Consider the following 18051-nt stretch of genomic DNA (forward strand, 5'->3'; position numbering starts at 1 on the left):
CTGAACGTCGCGCTATGTTGAGTGGATGAGCAACCTCACTATGCGACAAATCGGGACTAGTGGACTGATCGTGGCGCCGCTCGCGCTGGGCGGCAATGTGTTCGGCTGGACCGCCGACGAGGCCGCGAGTTTCGCGATCCTCGATGCGTTCGTCGACGCCGGCGGGACGATGATCGACACCGCCGACGTCTATTCGGCCTGGGCGCCGGGCCATGTCGGCGGCGAGAGCGAACGCGTGATCGGCACTTGGCTCAGGCGCGATCCGTCAAAGCGCGACAAGGTGGTGATCGCCACCAAGGTCGGCTTCCTCGACGGCCATGTCGATCAGGCCAAATCCTATGACGGCAAGGCCGACAGCGGCGAATATGTCGCCTCGCTCGACCCCCGCGTGATCGCGAACGGGGCCGAAGCATCGCTGAAGCGGATGGGGATCGACACCATCGACCTTTATTACCAACACCGTGACAATCCCGCTGTCCCGCTCTCCGACAGCCTTGGCGCGTTCGAGACGTTGCGCGCCGCCGGCAAGATCCGCGCGACGGGCCTGAGCAATTTCACTGCCGCGCGGGTCGAGGAAGCGCTCGACGTCGCCATCAAGGTTGGGATCGAGCCCGCCGTCGCGGTCCAGGGCTGGTACAATATGGTCGAGCGCGGCAAGTTTGAGGGCGAATTGCAGGACGTCGTGACCGGCCGCGGCCTGTCATTCTTCCCGTATTACAGCCTCGCCAACGGCTTCCTCACCGGCAAATATCGGACGCTGGACGACCTCGGCAAATCGGTCCGCGGCGGGCGCAACATCGACTATATCGACAGCCCCAAAGGCAAAAAGGTGCTGGCGGCATTGGACGAAGTCGCCTCCGAAACCGGCGAGAGCCTCGCGGCAGTCGCCTTGGCCTGGACCAAGACCCAACCCGGAATAACCGCCCCCATCGCCAGCGCTACTAGCATGCGCCAAGCGGAAGAGTTGATCGCGGCGTTGCGGTTGGAGCTGAGTCCTGGGCAAATCGAGTTGCTCAATGTGGCTAGTGAGTAAGGTAAGACGTTATGATCGGTACAATTCTGGCTGCATTGTTTGGGCTAATCGGGATCGCACTGGGCGGTGGACTCAGAGCGTTAGAGGCAAATTTCGCGAGGAATCGTGAGGCTAGCGCAGTGCTTTCGGCCCTTTGCGCCGAGGTAGAGGCGATCAACCGATTGGCAAATCACAGGCAGTTCCTCGCAGGATTCCATCAATATCGAGAGCTAAACGCAAAACTCGTCGCCGAAGGAAAAGGCGATGGCCCTGGTCATTGGCTCGTCATTGAATTGAAAGAGAATTATTTTTCGACGTTTGAGGCTCTCAACTCGAAACTAGGACTGCTCGATCCATACTTCGCTGACAGAATTGCTCGGTTCTACACTTACGCAAAAGCGGTCATTGAAAACTATCGGGCTGGGTCACCGTTTCAAGAAGGCGTGACTGCCGAGGCGGCCGTCGAAGCCTTCGACAACGATATTCTGCTGCTTCAAACGGTCCATGTGCTTGGCATTCACATTGCAACTTTCCGCGAGGTAAAACCGCCGCCCGGCATCATCGACCCATTCCCCGCGATCGCGGCCGCAGAACAACGTGCGAGGGAACAGGAATTCGCCGCCGCCGAAGAGCCTCGACCGCCGCAACTTGAAGGTTAACCTGCTGCTCTGAAGGTTGCCAACCTCACCCCTTCTTCAGCACATCCATCGCCAGCAACGTCATCGCCTCGGTCGCGGTCGAGATGACCGCGTCGGCATTGGGGGCCCAATAGGGGCTGTGGAGCGAGGGGAGTTTGGTCTGGTCGCCGGCCACCGCATCCCATTTGTCCTGCGGGGTGCCGCCGACCCAGAAGATCAGGCTCTGAAGATTGGGGTCGGCGAGCAGGAAGCGGCTGAAATCCTCGCCGCCCATCACCGCCGGGGTCTTGATCGCCCGCGCCGCGCCGAACCGTGTCGTGAACAAGGCCAAAGCGCGGTCGGACAAGGCTTCGGTGTTGAACGTTGCGGGCGTATATTCGGCTTCGCGGATCGTCACCACCGGCATCCGGTCGTCGGGCATCCCTGCCGCAATCGCCTCGCCGCGCGCGATCCGCTTGATCCCGTCGAGCAATTTGCGCCGCACCTCGGGGGTGTAGCTGCGCACCGTCAGCTGCAATTTGGCGCTGTCGGAAATGATGTTGTGCTTGGCCCCCGCCTGGAAGCTGCCGACCGTCACCACCGCCGGATCGGCCGGATTATTCTCGCGGCTGACCAATGTCTGCAACGTCGTCACGATCCGTGCCGCAAGCACGATCGGGTCTCTGGTGGTTTGCGGATACGCGCCATGCCCGCCGACGCCTTTGACGTCGATGTCAACGCTATCGACATTGGCCAAGGCATAGCCCGGCGTCACCCCGATAACGCCGGCGGGCATCGCCGCCGCGTCGTGGAACCCGATCACCGTCGACGGCTTGGGGAAGCGCGTGAACAGGCCATCGTCGAGCATCGCCTTGGCGCCTTCGCCGGTTTCCTCGCCCGGCTGCGCGATCATCACCAAAGTCCCAGACCAGTCGGCCTTGCGCGCGACCAATTGCCGCGCGGTGCCAATCCAGCTGGTGACGTGCGTGTCATGGCCGCAGCCGTGCATCACCCCGGTCTCGACTCCCGATCGGGCGACGGCGCGGACCTTCGATGCGAACGGCAATCCGGTCTGCTCGACGATCGGCAGGCCGTCCATGTCGGCGCGGATCAGCAAGGTCGGCCCCGGCCCATTCTTCATCACCGCGACGACCCCGGTCTTGCCGACCTTCTCGGTGACGGTGAACCCCAGCCGCCGCGCTTCCGCCGCCAGCTTCGCCGGGGTGCGCACTTCGGCCATGCTCAGTTCGGGGTTGGTGTGGAAATCGCGATAGAGCGTCATCAGCGATGGCATGTCCGCCTTGACCGCTTCCTCAACTGAAACCGCGCCAGCTGGCGAACCCAATAGAGCGACAGCCGCCGCAGCGATCAACAGGCGATGGTTCATGGCGATATTCCTCAGCTTGCAGGGATGAGCTCGATCACGTCAAGCGTGGATTCGAACGCCGGTCGCGGAAACACCATCCGCCAGCGGTTTGGACCGATCTTCTCGACAAAGGCCGACAGGTCGCGATCGGGGTCGCGGCCATATTGCATCGCGCGTTTCTCATCGCCCAGCACCAGTGTCCCGAGGAACACCTGGCGCATCGAATCGCCGGGGAAGATCATCCCCACCGGGCGCTGCGATCCGCTCAACTTGGCAAATCCTTGCAACCCCTTGTCGGGCTGGATGCGGCACGTGAAAGCCGGGTAAGCGACATAATCGAGCAGCCCGCTCTGCTTGGCCCCCAGCTTGATCACGCGGCAGCGATAATCGCCATTGGGGATCGGCACCCCGACAATCCCGGCGTCGGGATCGAGTAACGCGCCCTCGGCGGCAATCTCCCGCCCATGTCCGCCCGCGCGGGCCTTGGCCAAGGCTTCGATGAAGGCGGTTCGCCAGTCGCGCAACCGGGTGCGGTCCCCCCCGGTCGCGGCGACTCGCCATTGCTGGGTTTCGCTGCCGATGATCTCGCGCGGACCGGTCAGCGCATTGCACGCGGTCAGGGTCAGCAAGGCGGCGGCGGGGGCGAGCAAACGGTTCATTGCGATGCAGCCTATTGCGCGGTCCAGCCGCCGTCCATCGACAAGTTGGCCCCGGTGATCGATCCGGCATTCTCGCCGCACAGATAGAGCGCGAGTCCGGCGACTTCCTCGGGGGTGACGAAGCGTTTGGTCGGTTGCGCCGCGAGCAGCACATCGTTGATCACCTGGTCGCGGGTCAGGTCGCGCGCCTTCATCGTGTCGGGGATCTGGTTCTCGACCAATTTGGTCCACACATAGCCGGGCGAGATGCAATTGACGGTGATCCCGTCCTTGGCCGTCTCCAGCGCGACCGCCTTGGTGAATCCAGCCACCCCATGCTTGGCCGCGACATAGGCGCTCTTGTTTGGGCTCGCGACCAAACTGTGCGCCGACGCGGTATTGATGATTCGCCCGAACCCGCGCCGCCGCATTTCGGGCAAGGCGAGCCGCGTGGTGTGGAACACCGCGGTCAAATTGATCTTGATGATGTCGTCCCACTTCTCGGGCGGGAAATCCTCGACCGGGGACACGAACTGGATCCCGGCATTGTTGACGAGGATCTCGGGCGATCCGATTTCGGAGGTGCAGCGCGCGATCATCTTGTCGATCTGCGCCGGGCTGCCGAGATCCGCGCCATCGTGCAGCGCAACCCCGCCTGACGCCTTGGCCAGTTCGGCGCAGATCGCCTTGACCTCGTCCTTGTCGCCAAAGCCGTTGATCATGACATTGGCCCCCTCGGCGGCCAGTGCTCTAGCCATCGCCAGCCCGATCCCTGAGGTGGATCCGGTGACGAGCGCACGCTTACCTTCGAGCAACATTGGATAATCCTTCCTATGGTCGCCGCGCTGTCGCCCCGTCGCGCCGGATTTGCAACCGTTACGCCGGTGGCGCATTGAGCGGTGACAGACAGGGAGAGCGTTGATGCGGCTAGGTGATGCACCCGAAAGCGGGAATTTCGAGGATCGGACCGGCCAGCGCGGCGGGGGCGGCGGGATTGGCGGCGGGCTGATCGGAATGCTTCTCCCGTTCGTCATGTCGCGCTTCGGCATCGTTGGGGTGCTGGTGCTCGGTTTGGGCTATTGCGCGCTGACCTCGCTTGGCGGACTGGGGGGAGGGTCGACCACCACCGGCGAGTCCAAGCTGACCGCCGACCAGGGGCAGGTGCTGAAGCGCGTGCTTGGATCGACCGAGCAGGTCTGGGGCCAGATATTCCAGCAGTCCGGCGCACAGTATAAGCCGACCCGGCTGGTTGCTTACAGCAATCAGAATAATTCGGGATGCGGCGCGGCGCAGTCGGCGATGGGGCCATTTTACTGCCCGTCCGATCAGAGCATCTATATCGACCCGACCTTCTTCGATGAACTGAGCCGCCGCTTCCAGGCTCCCGGCGACGCGGCGCAGGCCTATGTCATCGCGCATGAAGTCGGTCATCACATCCAATATCTGCAGGGCACGCTCGATCGCGCCCAGTCGGCGCAGGCGCGGTCCAGCACCGCGGCTGGAAATGCCGTCCAGGTCGGGGTCGAGCTCCAGGCCGACTGCTATGCCGGCGTATGGGCCAAACGCTCGGGACTGCTCGAACAGGGCGATATCGGCGAAGGCATGAGGGCGGCCGAAGCGATCGGCGACGACATGCTGACCAAGGGCCGCGTGTCGCCCGACAATTTCACCCACGGCACCTCGGCCCAACGCCAGGAAGCGCTCAACCGCGGCCTGACGACGGGCGACCCGGCGCAGTGCAAATATACCGGCTAGAATAGGTCGCCGGGCGGGCCGCTGCGCGCCGCAAATTGGACGTCACATCGGTCAAGGTGTAGGGTTGCGGCGTCGCGCGGACACCGGCCCGCGCCTGTCGGCGTTGGCGAAAGGTGACGACGATGCGGATCGACCAGCATGGGCTAGCGGAAAAATTCATCGATGGCGTGATTGCCCCGGTGCGGGCGGTCGAGGCTGAACGCCGACAGGATCATCGAGCCCGCGCCGCCCTCGCCGCCAAGCAACGGGATTTGGTCAAGCGCGAGTTGGCGGGCAGTGGCTTCGATTCCGCGCGGCTCGACAAATTCGCCGCCACGCAGGCGGCGGAACGTGGGAAACTGGCCGATGAAGACCGCCGACGGTCAACCGAATTGTCGGCCGCCGCAGGCCGTCGGCTCGCTGATCTCGGCCAGTTCGTTTTTCCGGCCGATCCGATGGAAACCGTGATCGACGAAGTGACCTTTATCCGCAGCTTCGCCGACCAGGGTTCGGTCACCGACTCGAATATCGCGCCGGGCGACAATTGGGCGCGCTACCGCGTGCGCGGTGACGGCGATGACTATTGGGACGGGATCGGCCGCCTCAGTTTCTTCACCCTGTGGCAAAACCCGCTCGATGCCGATGTGTTCGTCACGCCGCGGGCCAGCCTGTCGGTCAATGCGCGTCTGTCCTGCGACGCAGACTGGAGCGGGGTCGCCGACTGGTTCGGGCTCGGGTCGGAAGCCCGCGCCACGGTGAATGCGCGGACCACAGTGTGGGGAATGAATTCGAGCCAGCGGTCGGTCGTCGACGATCGCCAACTCGGTAGCGCCAACGTATCGGGCGGATTTTTCGGCGATGATAGCAGCCAGTCGATCGAATATGCCGATGTTCTCCAGGGCTCGGGCGTGGTTGTTCTGCCGCGCGCGTTCATGCTGTTCGAAATTGAGCTGGTGACCGATTGGCATGCCAATGGCGGCGCGTCGGTGACGCTCGACGCCGACAGCGGGTCGCACCGGGTCAGCCTGTCGCAGCTGGTGCTCGGCGGGGTGTCGCCGCAGCAACCGCCCACGCCTACTCCGATTACCTTGTCGGCCACCATCAACCCGTTCGCTGGCGGCGCCATCGTGACCCTCAGCTGGTCGGGCGCGTCGGGCTCACGGGTCGACATTTTCCGCGACGGGGTGAAGGTTGCCGACACCGGGAACACCGGCAGTTTCAGCCAGACACTCGGCACCGGCAGCTACCAGTTTAGGGTGTGCGAAACCGCGTCCACCCGCTGTTCCAACGATCTTACCGTAACGGTGCCGTAAAGCCCTACAGCTTGACCAGCATCTTGCCGGTGTTGGCGCCGGTGAATAGTCCAAGGAACGCATCGAGGGTCTGGTTGAGGCCCTCGACCACTGTCTCGCGCGACTTCAACTGTCCCGCCGCCATCATCGCGCCCATGTCCTGGTAAAACGGGCCCAGCTGGCCGAGGTAATCGGTGTAGATGAACCCCTGCAGCCGCATCCGCATGCCGATGATCCGCATGATGTAACGCAGCGAGGTGGCGACGCCCGAATTGTAATTCTCGATCGCGCCGCACATCGCGAACCGCGCATCCTTGCGCCCGACCGCAAGTGCGGCATCGAGGTGCTCGCCGCCGACATTGTCGAAGTAAACGTCGATCCCGTCGGGTGCGGCCGCGATCAGCGACTTGATCACCGGCCCGGCCTTGTAATCGATCACCTGGTCGGCACCGAGCGACTTGACGAATGCGACCTTGTCGGGCCCGCCGGCCGATCCGATCACCGTCATGCCCTTGGCCTTGGCGATTTGCACCACCGCCGATCCGACCGCGCCTGCCGCGGCCGAAACGAACACAATGTCGCCCGCCTTGGCTGACGCCGCGTGGAGCAGGCCGAAATAAGCGGTGCCCCCGGTCAACCCGAGATTGCCGAGGAATTCCTTCGGTTCGACGCCCGGCATATTGGGCAATTTGTTGAGCGCGGAACCCGGCACCACCGCCTCGTCGCGCCAGCCGGCCATATGCAGCACATTGTCGCCGGCAGCGAAATTCGGGTCGCGACTTTCGACCACCACGCCGACCGCGCCGCCGTCCATCGGCTGGCCAATCTGGAATGGTGGAACATAGCTTTTCACATCGTTCATCCGGCCGCGCATGTACGGATCGACCGACAGCCAGTTGTTGCGGACATGAACCATGCCATCGCCGAGCGCGGGTAAGGCAACCTCAACCAGCTCGGCATTGTCGGTCGTCGGCATGCCGTTGGGGCGGCTAGTCAATTGCCATGCGCGGGCCATAAATTCTCTCCTGATCGGGTTTCAATTCCGCACTAAGCCGCTTCGCTTCAAACCGGAAGCCCGCGCGCGCGTCGCTGTAATTCTCGTGCGGCCAAGCGTTGCCCAACGGCGTTGCACGCTGGGGAAAGCGCCGCTATTGGGCCACTTCCGACGGGTGCGGGGCTGTAGCTCAGATGGGAGAGCGCTGCAATCGCACTGCAGAGGTCAGGAGTTCGATCCTCCTCAGCTCCACCACGCCCGTCGTTGCTAAAGACTGCTCCCCGTTCGCTGAAAAACCAACCGACGTCGCTGCTGCAGTCCGTCATCGAATCCTGCGCGGCCTGGGCGGCTTAGACAGGCCACCGCGGATGAAGGTCGTCATACTTCGACGCCAACAAAACCGGGTCTGCATGAGAGCGTCGTCGCCTCAGCATCAAATAGGCTGCCGGGATAATGAGCATCGACAGCAGCGGCGCAGTGATCATTCCACCAATCATCGGTGCGGCAATCCGGCTCATGACTTCGGAGCCCGTCCCGGTGCCGATGAGGATTGGAAATAAGCCGGCAAGGATCACTGCGACGGTCATTGCCTTGGGCCGGACTCGCAGCAGCGCTCCTTCACGAACAGCCTCCACAACAGCTGCGGCATCCGGCGCTGGTCCGCGCTCCGCAAGCGCATGTTTGAGGTAAATCAACATCACCACCCCGAACTCGGCCGAGACGCCGGCCAGCGCAATGAATCCCACGCCAGTTGCTACCGACTGATTATAGCCAAGCGAATACAGCAACCAAAGCCCGCCAGTCAGCGCGAAGGGCAGGGTGGCCATGATGAGTGCCGCTTCGTCGAACCTTCGGAACGTCGCATAAAGCAGCAGGAAGATGATCAGCAGCGTCGCCGGGACGACAATCTTCAACCGCTCGATCGCCCGCTGGAGAAACTCGAACTGGCCAGTGTACGTGACGCTGATCCCAGGGGGCAGATTGACCTTCGCTGAGACCTCTCGTTGCAGATCGCCGACGATGGTGGTGAGCGGTCGTCCGCGACCGTCGATGTAAATCCACGTCACCGGGCGGCCATTCTCGCTGCGCAGCATCGGCGGACCATCGCTGACGCGGATGCTGGCGAGGGTGCCGAGCGTCACCTGCTGGAGCGACGGGGTGACAATCGGCAGATTACGCAGGCCGTCGATGCTGTCGCGCAGCTCGCGCGGGTAGCGCACGCTGATTGGGTAGCGTGCCAGCCCTTCGACCGTCTGGCCGATCGTTTCGCCGCCGATCGCGCCGGAGACGACCGACTGGACGTCGGCGACGTTCATGCCATAGCGCGCCGCCGCGGCGCGATCGATCTTGACGTCGATGTAGCGTCCGCCGGTCAGGCGTTCGGCGAGTGCAGAGCCGACACCCGGCACGGTCTTGGCGACGACCTCAATTTGCCGTGCCACCTTGTCGATTTCCGCCAGGTTCGAACCCGCCACCTTAATCCCGATCGGACTTTTGATGCCAGTCGACAGCATGTCGATGCGATTGCGGATCGGCGGAATCCAGAAGTTGGCCAGTCCAGGCACCCTTACGGCGCGATCGAGTTCCTCAATCAACCGTTCTTGGGTCATGCCGGGCCGCCATTGGTTCTTGGGTTTGAAGCGGATCGTGGTTTCAAACATTTCGAGCGGGGCCGGGTCGGTCGCGGTGTCGGCGCGACCAGCCTTGCCGAATACGCTATCGACCTCGGGCACGGTCTTGATCAGGCGGTCGGTCAGTTGCAGCAGGCTTGCCGCCTTGGCAGTTGAAATGCCGGGCAGCGCCGAGGGCATATAGAGCAGGTCGCCTTCGTTTATCTGCGGGATAAACTCGCCCCCAAGCTGGCTGATCGGCCAGATGCTCGTCGCGAAGATCAGCGCTGCAATCACTAGCGCCTTTTTCGGTCGTTCCAGAACCCAATCAAGCGCCGGGCGATAGATATGGGTCAGCCAGCGATTGATCGGGTTGGAGTCTTCCGACGGAATCCGTCCGCGGATCAGGAACCCCATCAAAACCGGAATAAGCGTGATCGACAGGATTGCGGCGGCGCCCATCGCATAGGTTTTGGTGAAGGCGAGTGGCGCAAATAGTCGCCCCTCTTGGCCTTGAAGCGAGAAGATCGGGATGAACGAGAAAGTGATAATCAAGAGGCTGAGGAACAGCGCCGGGCCAACCTCGGCGGCAGCTTCGGTAATGAGCTTCCACCGTTCGGGGGTTTCCAAGGTTCGGTCCGGATTGTCGCGCGCCCAATGTTCGAGGTGTTTGTGCGTATTCTCGATCATGACGACAGCCGCATCGACCATCGCACCGACGGCGATGGCGATTCCACCAAGTGAAAGGATGTTGGCGTTCAATCCCTGGAGGCGCATGACAATGAACGCCATCAGGATGCCGAGCGGCAGGGTAAGGATCGCAACCAGCGCCGAACGGACGTGCCACAGGAACAGGCCGCAGACGAGCGCGACGACGATGAACTCCTCGATCAGCTTGGATGTGAGGTTTTCGACTGCGCGATCGATCAGGCCCGAGCGGTCATAAGTGGTAACGATCTCGACGCCCGGCGGCAGGCTTTTCTTGAGCTCGTCGAGCTTGGTCCGAACGCCGTCGATGACCTCGCGGGCATTCTTGCCCTGGCGCATAACGATGACCCCACCTGCGACTTCGCCTTCCCCGTTCAATTCGGCCACGCCGCGACGCATGTCGGGACCGATCTGGATGGTCGCGACATCGGCGAGCCGGATCGGAACTCCGCCGGTTGTCGTCTTGAGCGGCACGGCGCGAAAGTCGTCGAGCGACGTCAGATAGCCGGAAGCGCGGACGATATATTCGGCCTCGGCCAGCTCGATGACCGAGCCGCCGGTTTCCTGATTGGCGCGCTTGAGTGCCTCGGTCACCTGTGCCTGCGTGACGCCATAGGAGACCAGTTTCTGCGGATCGAGCACGACCTGATATTGTTTGACCATGCCGCCGATGCTCGCGACCTCGGCGATTCCGGGGACGGTCTTCAACTCATATCGCAGGAACCAGTCCTGGATGCTGCGCAGCTGCGACAAATCGTGACGGCCAGACTTGTCGACCAGCGCATATTCGTAAATCCAGCCGACGCCGGTCGCATCCGGGCCGAGCGAAGCCTTGGCGCCCTCTGGCAGGCGGCCCTGCACTTGGCTCAAATATTCAAGCACGCGGCTGCGCGCCCAATAGAGGTCGGTGCCATCCTCGAACAACACATAGACAAAGCTGTCGCCGACAAACGAATAGCCCCGAACGACCCGCGCGCCAGGCACCGACAGCATGGTCGTGGCCAGCGGATAGGTGACCTGATTCTCGACGATCTGCGGTGCCTGACCCGGAAAGGTCGTTCGGACGATGACCTGGACATCGGACAAATCGGGCAGTGCATCGACCGGGGTCGTCCTGACCGCACCAATGCCAACCACGACCAGCACTAGGGCGGCGAGAAGGACGAGATAGCGTGCCCTGACCGATGCGCGGATGATCGCAGCGATCAACGCCTTTCACCCTTCAGGGTCATCGGTTGCCCGCCGAGGGGGCTTGCCTCGATGCCACTCAAGCTTGCTTCGGAATCGAGCAGGAACTGGCCCGAGGCGACGACCTTCTGACCCTCAGCAAGCCCAGCCAGAATCTGGGTCTTGCCGCCGCCCTCGCGGCCGACCTTGACCTCGACCGGCCGGTAGCGGCCGCCGGCGACAGCGATCATCACCAGGTCGCGTTTGCCTGTGCGAATGACTGCTTCACTCGGCACCAGCAAGCCTCCACCGGGATCACCTGCCAGATGGACCGTGGCGAACATGCCTGGCCGCAACCGCCCACCCCGGTTGGGTAACTCAATCCGCACCGTCAGCGTCCGGCTTTCGGCCTGTGCGGTCGGCAGGATGGCGATGACGCGGCCAAAGACGTTCTCGCCGGGAAAGGCGGTCAGCTCGACCCGGACGGGGCGGCCCACCCGGATCCCGGCGGATTGCGCTTCGGGCACGGCGGCGTTGAGCCATACCGTGCCAAGGCCCGACACCTGTGCCAGCGACTGTCCCGCTGACAGCGTCATGCCGCGTCGGACATCGAGGGTCTGGATGACGCCGGCAATCGGGCTTCGGATGGTCGTCGTGCCATTGCCACCGGTGCCGGGAGCTCCAAGCAGGCGAAGCCGCTGACGGGACGCAGCGATCAACGCTTTGTCGCCGGTTCGCTGCACCGCTCGATATTCGGCTTGCGCGCCGCCCCATTCGGGGACGAGGAAGTCGGCCAGCGGCGCGCCGGCGCCGATGACGTCGCCCGGCGCGCGATTATAGACGCGCTGGACAAAGCCGTTGGCGCGCGCCTGGATAACGGCGACATTGCGTTGGTTAAAGTCGATCGCCCCAGTGACTGTCAGGTCGGATGCGATCGAGCCGCTTTCGACCGTGGCTAGACGGATACCAAGATTCTGCCTAGCCGCCGGATCGACCGTGACTCCCGGCGGCCCTCCCGATGCACCGTTCTCGTCAGCATATTTGGGCTGGGTCTTCATCCCCATTGACGACAGGGATTCCGGGTTGTCGTAGCGCTCCTGGGGAACCATCGGATCATACCAGTAAAGGACCTTGCGCCCGTCGGCCGCTGAGCCAGCGACCTCGGACGTCGAAGGCGCGGTAAATCTCGCCACACCATATCCGATGCCGCCGCTGGCGAGGACGGCGAGGATGATCGCTCGACCGACTGGTGTGCGGGGAATGAGGTCTCTCGGGTTCATCGTGTCGCACTCCGATAAGTAAGAGTGAGCCGTGCTCCATCGATTTCGACAAGCGCCTCGCGGTCCAGGGTGGTCAGCGTCGCCGCGACGAGCGCAATGTGCGCATCGACGACATCGATCAGGGTTGCTCGCCCTGCGCCGTAACTGGCCGTCTCAAGATCGACTCGTTCGCGAGCCAGCGGCTCGATTGTCCTGCGTGACCGCATCCATTGCTCATGATGCATGGTGTGGTCGGCGAGACCCGCTTCAAGGTTCGCGGCGAGTTCGCGGCGAGCTGCTTCGCGCTCCGCGTCGACCTTGTTCGCTTCCGCCTGTCGGACAGCGATCGCGGCGCCTTGGCGACGCCGGGTGAAGAAGGGCAGGCTGACCGTGACCCCGGCAGACACATAGTCGCCGAAGCGCGGATCGCGGTGTTGATAGGCGGCTTCGACGCCGAAGTCGGATTGTCGGTCAGCCTCTGCCAGTCGAACGTCGGCAGCTGCTTGTGCGATTCGGGCTTGTGGCGGTCCGAGCAACGGATTGGTATCGATCGATGCACGAAGCGTTGCTTCGTTAACCGCGAAGTCGGGCACCGGCCCGGCAATTTGGGGTGCAGGATCGCCAGTCCAGCGCGTCAACTCGGCGCGCGCGCGTCCGACGTCGGCATTTAGTTCGTCAAGCCGGTCGTCGAGCTCGGCTATCGACTGCCGTCCGGCTAGGGTCTGCCCTGGGCGAGCATTGCCAGCAGCAACTGCGCTCGGCGTCGTCCGCACAAGCCGGTCGAGCTTGGGCCGCACAGCTTCGACTACAGCAAGGCGCTTTTGCGCATAAGCCAGCGTGATCCAGGCGATTGCCGTATCAACCTCGACAGTGCGCGCTTCCAGCACCGTGCCCGCCTCGGCCACCGCGATGTCGGCGTCCGCGCGTGTCCGCTGGGCTCTCCGCTTGGCGGGATTCGGAATGTCCTGCGAAATGCCGATCCGAACCCAGGTGAAGTTGTCTCGAGAAGGCTGGAAAGCGAGCGGACCGGATATCGGAAAACTGTCGACGCCGAGCGACAGCTTAGGATCAGGAAGCGCTCCGGCGGCGGCTCGAGCAGCTCGGCTCGCGTCGGCGCCCAACGCTCGTGCACGGAGAGATGGTGCATTCTCCTGCGCGCGAGAAATCGCTTCCTCGAACGTTAGCGGATCAGCTCGCGCTGGTAACGCAATGCCGATGCTGGCGAGCAGTATTGCGCCTGAAAGGGCAGCGCCGATCATTTTGTTTGGCGTAGACGGCACCGCAACAGCGGTTGGAAAATGCGTCATTTTGGAGATCCTCGATCTGAGCAGGTCCGTCGATGCCGCCACCTTTTGCGGCAGCGATCAGACGGAGTCCGGGTGTCAGATCATGAAACTGGGCGGATCCGGCTCCGGGCCGTAGGTCCGGCCCCAGAGGCGCGCTGCCAGCGGTAGCGCAGCCTTTGTTCGGTCAACGACGAGCAACGGAATGCTCCGCGCTGCAGGTTCGACCATGGCTGCAGGCGCACCGCCCATCGCCGCCATGCATTGTAGTGTCATTTTCTTGCACGGGGATTCCCCAGGTGCAGGTCGGTCCACCATGTCCATGCAGTCCATGCTCGCCATCGACGCTTGCAGCAATCCAGTGCCTATCGGCGCTACGACCATGGCCGTCGCAGTTGATTGGCCCAGCAAGCCACCCAACGCCGCCAGCAACAGGCAAATATGAATCATTCGTGTCACAACAAGCAACCTATACCGACGGCAAGTTAAGTCAAATTGAAGGCGACTGCGGCCCTCGCACATTCCCGTGTCGTTTCGAGTTAGCCGGCCGGTTGGTTACAGGCGTTGCGGTTCGATCGAAGCCCACCACAGGGTTTTTCACAGGACTGTGGTATGACAGCTTATCGCAAATATCTCGATTTGCATTACCGAGCGACCATTTCGCCGCCGTGAATGCACGAAAATGCGGCGATTTCTACAATTTCAGCTTTCTGACCTGCTACGATTCCTTCGCACAGACGTGCGATTTCGGGATCGATGATCGTCATGTCGGGACTCGTTGTCGAGCCCGTATCGGGCATTGCCTGTTGCCTATTACCCTCCTCAGAACATCATGTGGTCCATGCCATGCGTAAGCGCGGCGCCCATGAACCCTTGTGCCGCAATCGCGATCGTCATCATTGATAACGCCGCGATCATCCCGGTGCCGCGATCTTCCCAAGGCCTTTTCCAAGCCCAGATGCCGAGACCGGCACCAGCCAGTCCAATCGCCACGCCCAGCCATCGGTGGTAGGCAAGAACTGGGTCGGGATCAGCGCCAATCCCGGCCAGCCATCCGGCAGCGGCGGCTAGCGGGGCAAAGATACCGCCGGCCACTACCAAAAATTGAACGGGAGCGGCGAACGCTGGCTTTCGCCGGCCCGCAATTGCAGTGAGCAGCGCCGCTGGGAAAAACGCAATCGGGAAATGAACGATCAGCGGATGAAGCCGCCCAAGCCAGCCGAACAGGCGTTCGAAGAAGGACATTTTGGAACGGTCCATCCCCATGTCCATCCCGTCCATCATCTCGTTTCCTTGCGCGTGGGGAGCGGCCGACGCGCTGTTGATTGCCATTGGCGCGCTTGGCTGAGCCGCTTGCTGGATCATCTTTGCGGCTTCGGCCTGCTTCTTCTTGTGATCCTTGTGCGCGAGCGCCGGCGAGGCGACGAAAAGCAATGCCAAGGTCAACGCTAGCGCTACCCAAATTACCTTAATGCGGCTCCAGAGGTAGCGCTGTTCAAGTGCGATTTGCATCTCAGCTTCCCTTCGGTTTGCGTGAAGATCCGTGGGTGGACAGGATTTTCCAATCGCTGCCGACCTTCTTCAGGACGCTGGTGGCGACACCGCGCCGTTCGACAATTTCGCCCTTCGCGGTTTCGATACGGTAATTGTACGTTTCGGTGGTCAGCGCGACGGGGCCCTCGAAGCGGACCTCGACCTTGTAGTCGGAGAATTTGAACGACTTGAAATGGCCGAGCTCGGGGCCGAGGTGCTTAGCCAAATAATTGGTGTAGCTGCCCTCGACGCCGCCATTTTCGAACACTTGCGAGTCGCTGGTGAACAGTCGTTCGGTCCCTTTGGTGTCGAGCCGTTCGACGGCTGACTTATATTGTGACAGCGCTGTCCGAACCGCCGCCGTGTCCGCCGCTCGCGCCGAGCCGGACTGAGCCGCCAATGGCTGAGCGCAAAGCACTGCCGCAGCGACAATCAACATTTTTCTCATTTTCATTCTCCCTTGTTCAAGGCTCAGAACCAGACGCGGACGCCGGTCAGCAGGCTCCATCCGCCCGCCTTCTCGCCCTCGTCGCGGAGATATTGCCGCGTCTGGCCAAATGCCCGGCGATATTGGACGCCGACATACGGCGCGAATTCGCGGCGGATGTCGTAGCGCAAGCGCAAACCAACCTCGGCATCGCTCAGGCCAGAGCCGACACCGAGTTCGCGCGTGCTTTGCGCCGCAAAATTAAGTTCCGCGCGCGGTTGGAGGATCAGCCGCTGGGTGATGCGCTGGTCGTAATAGCCTTCGACGCGCGCGAGCAATTCGCCCTTGTTCGACAGGAATAACGAACCCTCGACGTCGAATAGACCCGGTGCCAGCCCCTCCAATGCAGCCGTCGCATAGACCCGCGATGGATTGGGCTTGAAGTCGTAGCGCAGCCCGCCCTGGAGGTTGAAGTAAGGGCCGACCGCGCGGCTGTAGAGTGCCTGCACCTCGGCCTTTTCGATCGACCGACCAAAAGCGCCATCGCCCTCGCTCTTGATCCACAGCCGGTTGATGTCGCCGCCATACCAGCCCTCGCCATCCCACTCGAAGCCGTCGCGGCCGTTGCGAAACTGCGCCTCGGCGATGTTGAACATCACCAGCGACTGCTTCTGCCCGCCGTGAAATTCGTTCAGATGGTGGCGACCCATGCCCATCGCGCTCGCTCCATAGACGGCGTCCCCGGCATGGTCGGTCGGGACATCGGGCGCGGGCGCGTTCCCGGCGGGAAGATCGGTTCCCGACGGTGCCGCATCGGTCGTCCCGGGCATGGCGCTCATGTCATGACCCGCCATCGGATCGACGGGCTTGGTCGACGGCATTTCCATCCCTGGCATCGAACTCATGTCATGGCCCGCCATCGGATCGACCGTAGGACTGGCGGGCTGAGCCGGCATTTGCGACCTGTCGTGGCCGGCATGGGGATCGGGAGCCGGAGCCGCCTTTTTCGGCACGACCTTCTTGGCAACGGGCTTCTTCGCGACCGGCTTCGTCGCAGCTGACTTCTTCGCCACAGGTTTTTTCGCCGCCGGCTTCTTCGCTGCGGGTTTTTTCGCGGGCATCGGCATTTTCATGCCGGGCATGTTGGAGTGATCCATCTGCGCGGCGGCCGGAACGGCAGATACCATGGCGAATGCCGCAGCGGCCACGAGAAGGGCGGACTTGAGACGGATCATGCGGCTTCTCCGGCGGTCGAACGGACGGTGACGACACGCATCATCCCGGCAGTCATGTGGTAAAGATTGTGGCAGTGGAACGCCCAGTCGCCAGCCGCATCGGCGGTGACGTCGAACGTCATTTTGCCGCCAGGCGGGACGTTGACCGTATGCTTGCGCGGGGCATTTGCACCGTGGCCCGTGACCAGTTCGAAAAAATGGCCATGCAAGTGGATCGGGTGAGGCATCATCGTGTCGTTGATCAGCGTGACCCGGACTCGTTCATTCAACCGGAATGGGATCGGCTCGGCGGGTTCGCTTAGTTTAACCCCGTCGAACGACCACATGTAGCGCTCCATGTTGCCGGTCAGGTGGATGTCCATCGATCGCGTTGGCGCTCGAACATCCGGGTTGCGCTCGACCGCCATCAAATCGCGGTAAGTAAGCACCCGGTGGCCGAGCCCTTCCAAGCCGACCGGCGGCTCAGCGGTCCGATCGGTCGGCATTGGCGATATCGTCTGCACGCCCGGCCCATCCTTGACCTGCGGCGCAAGTTTCATGTCGCGCATGTTCATTGAGCCGTGGTCCATGGCCGGCACGGTGGCACCGGACGTAGCGCCATGATCCATCCCTGCCATTGACCCGGCAGCACCAGGCGGCGCGGTCGCAGCAGCCCCGTGACCCATCGCCGCATGGTCCATTCCCGCCATCGGGGCGGCGACCGATCCAACTGCCGAGATGCCCACGGCAGCGGTCGTCGCCGGGCCGGTCCAGCCGGTCAGCTTCCACAGCTTGCCGGATGCATTCTGCTGCGCCGAGGGATCGACTCCGCGGACTGCGGCGGGATTAGGGGCATTGGACATGTCCATCCCCGCCATCCCCGAATGATCCCTCCCGCCCATCCCCATGTCGGTCATCGTCAGCAGGGGACGTGGGCGAAGCGGCGGCAGCGGTGCCGACATGCCCTCGCGCGGTGCCAGCGTAGCGCGGCCGAGGCCCGAGCGGTCGATCGATTCGCTGACGAACGAATATGCCCGATCGCCCGGCGTGACGATCACGTCGTAGGTTTCCGCGACCCCGACTTGGAACTCGTCGACGGTCACGGGCCGCACATTCTGCCCGTCGGCCTGAACGACAGTCATCGGCAAGTCGGGGATGCGGACGTTAAAGCCGGTCTGCGCCGAGGCGTTGATGATG

The 18051-nt window shown here is 62.8% G+C and carries 17 protein-coding genes and 1 tRNA gene; 6 read left to right on the top strand and 12 right to left on the bottom strand.

The annotated features are described in order from the left end of the window. The first annotated feature begins 25 nt into the window (after positions 1-25). Positions 26-1033, top strand: coding sequence for an aldo/keto reductase (locus RMN73_RS00415; RefSeq protein ID WP_309601343.1), 1008 nt, complete (start codon positions 26-28; stop codon positions 1031-1033). An 11-nt stretch (positions 1034-1044) separates the two neighbouring features. Beyond that, positions 1045-1671 (top strand): hypothetical protein, encoded by a 627-nt coding sequence (locus tag RMN73_RS00420; protein WP_309601344.1) that lies wholly within the window; start codon positions 1045-1047, stop codon positions 1669-1671. Between the two features lie 25 nt (positions 1672-1696). Here the strand turns inward: RMN73_RS00420 and RMN73_RS00425 are convergent, their stop codons facing one another. The 3 genes from RMN73_RS00425 to RMN73_RS00435 are packed head-to-tail and all read right to left on the bottom strand — an operon-like array spanning position 1697 to position 4451. Further along, on the bottom strand, positions 1697-3016 hold the full coding sequence (locus RMN73_RS00425) for an amidohydrolase (protein WP_309601345.1): 1320 nt from the start codon (positions 3014-3016) through the stop codon (positions 1697-1699). Positions 3017-3027: 11 nt separating this feature from the next. Continuing rightward, positions 3028-3654, bottom strand: coding sequence for a DUF4893 domain-containing protein (locus tag RMN73_RS00430; protein WP_309601346.1), 627 nt, complete (start codon positions 3652-3654; stop codon positions 3028-3030). A gap of 11 nt (positions 3655-3665) precedes the next feature. After that, positions 3666-4451, bottom strand: a complete 786-nt coding sequence (locus RMN73_RS00435) for a 3-hydroxybutyrate dehydrogenase (RefSeq protein ID WP_309601347.1) — start codon at positions 4449-4451, stop codon at positions 3666-3668. Positions 4452-4554: 103 nt separating this feature from the next. On the opposite strand from RMN73_RS00435, the gene RMN73_RS00440 reads away from it, so the two are divergent. Next, the gene (locus tag RMN73_RS00440) at positions 4555-5388 is read left to right on the top strand and encodes a neutral zinc metallopeptidase (RefSeq protein WP_309601348.1); all 834 of its coding nucleotides are present in this window, start codon (positions 4555-4557) and stop codon (positions 5386-5388) included. Positions 5389-5510: 122 nt separating this feature from the next. Next, positions 5511-6680 (top strand): hypothetical protein, encoded by a 1170-nt coding sequence (locus RMN73_RS00445; RefSeq protein ID WP_309601349.1) that lies wholly within the window; start codon positions 5511-5513, stop codon positions 6678-6680. 4 nt (positions 6681-6684) lie between these two features. Here RMN73_RS00445 and RMN73_RS00450 read toward each other — a convergent pair whose 3' ends face one another. Further along, positions 6685-7674, bottom strand: a complete 990-nt coding sequence (locus tag RMN73_RS00450) for an NADP-dependent oxidoreductase (protein WP_309601350.1) — start codon at positions 7672-7674, stop codon at positions 6685-6687. Between the two features lie 158 nt (positions 7675-7832). On the opposite strand from RMN73_RS00450, the gene RMN73_RS00455 reads away from it, so the two are divergent. Continuing rightward, positions 7833-7908, top strand: a tRNA-Ala gene (locus tag RMN73_RS00455). 95 nt (positions 7909-8003) lie between these two features. Here the strand turns inward: RMN73_RS00455 and RMN73_RS00460 are convergent. The 7 genes from RMN73_RS00460 to RMN73_RS00490 form a co-directional block, all read right to left on the bottom strand. Continuing rightward, positions 8004-11180, bottom strand: a complete 3177-nt coding sequence (locus RMN73_RS00460; RefSeq protein ID WP_309601351.1) for an efflux RND transporter permease subunit — start codon at positions 11178-11180, stop codon at positions 8004-8006. After that, entirely contained in the window at positions 11177-12418 is a 1242-nt protein-coding gene (locus RMN73_RS00465; protein WP_309601352.1) for an efflux RND transporter periplasmic adaptor subunit, read from the bottom strand. Before RMN73_RS00465 ends, RMN73_RS00460 begins: the two co-directional genes overlap by 4 nt. After that, positions 12415-13656, bottom strand: coding sequence for a TolC family protein (locus RMN73_RS00470; protein WP_309601353.1), 1242 nt, complete (start codon positions 13654-13656; stop codon positions 12415-12417). The genes RMN73_RS00465 and RMN73_RS00470 overlap by 4 nt, the downstream gene beginning before the upstream one ends. Before the next feature lie 668 nt (positions 13657-14324). Next, complete coding sequence (locus tag RMN73_RS00475) at positions 14325-14447, bottom strand: hypothetical protein (RefSeq protein WP_309601354.1); 123 nt, start codon at positions 14445-14447, stop codon at positions 14325-14327. Positions 14448-14502: 55 nt separating this feature from the next. After that, positions 14503-15192, bottom strand: a complete 690-nt coding sequence (locus tag RMN73_RS00480) for a DUF2231 domain-containing protein (RefSeq protein WP_309601355.1) — start codon at positions 15190-15192, stop codon at positions 14503-14505. A gap of 1 nt (position 15193) precedes the next feature. Continuing rightward, positions 15194-15661 carry a nuclear transport factor 2 family protein gene (locus RMN73_RS00485; protein ID WP_309601356.1) on the bottom strand — a complete coding sequence of 156 codons (468 nt, stop codon included), beginning with the start codon at positions 15659-15661 and terminating at the stop codon, positions 15194-15196. Between the two features lie 23 nt (positions 15662-15684). Further along, a complete protein-coding gene (locus RMN73_RS00490) occupies positions 15685-16596 on the bottom strand; it encodes a copper resistance protein B (protein WP_405051500.1) in 912 nt (303 codons plus the stop codon). A 64-nt stretch (positions 16597-16660) separates the two neighbouring features. Between RMN73_RS00490 and RMN73_RS00495 the strand changes: the two genes are divergently transcribed. Then, complete coding sequence (locus tag RMN73_RS00495; RefSeq protein ID WP_309601358.1) at positions 16661-16792, top strand: hypothetical protein; 132 nt, start codon at positions 16661-16663, stop codon at positions 16790-16792. Positions 16793-16871: 79 nt separating this feature from the next. Here the strand turns inward: RMN73_RS00495 and RMN73_RS00500 are convergent. Continuing rightward, a partial coding sequence (locus RMN73_RS00500; RefSeq protein WP_309601359.1) for a multicopper oxidase domain-containing protein occupies positions 16872-18051 on the bottom strand: 1180 nt, incomplete at its 5' end.

The organism is Sphingomonas sp., assembly GCF_031372575.1.
Taxonomy (GTDB): domain Bacteria; phylum Pseudomonadota; class Alphaproteobacteria; order Sphingomonadales; family Sphingomonadaceae; genus Sphingomicrobium.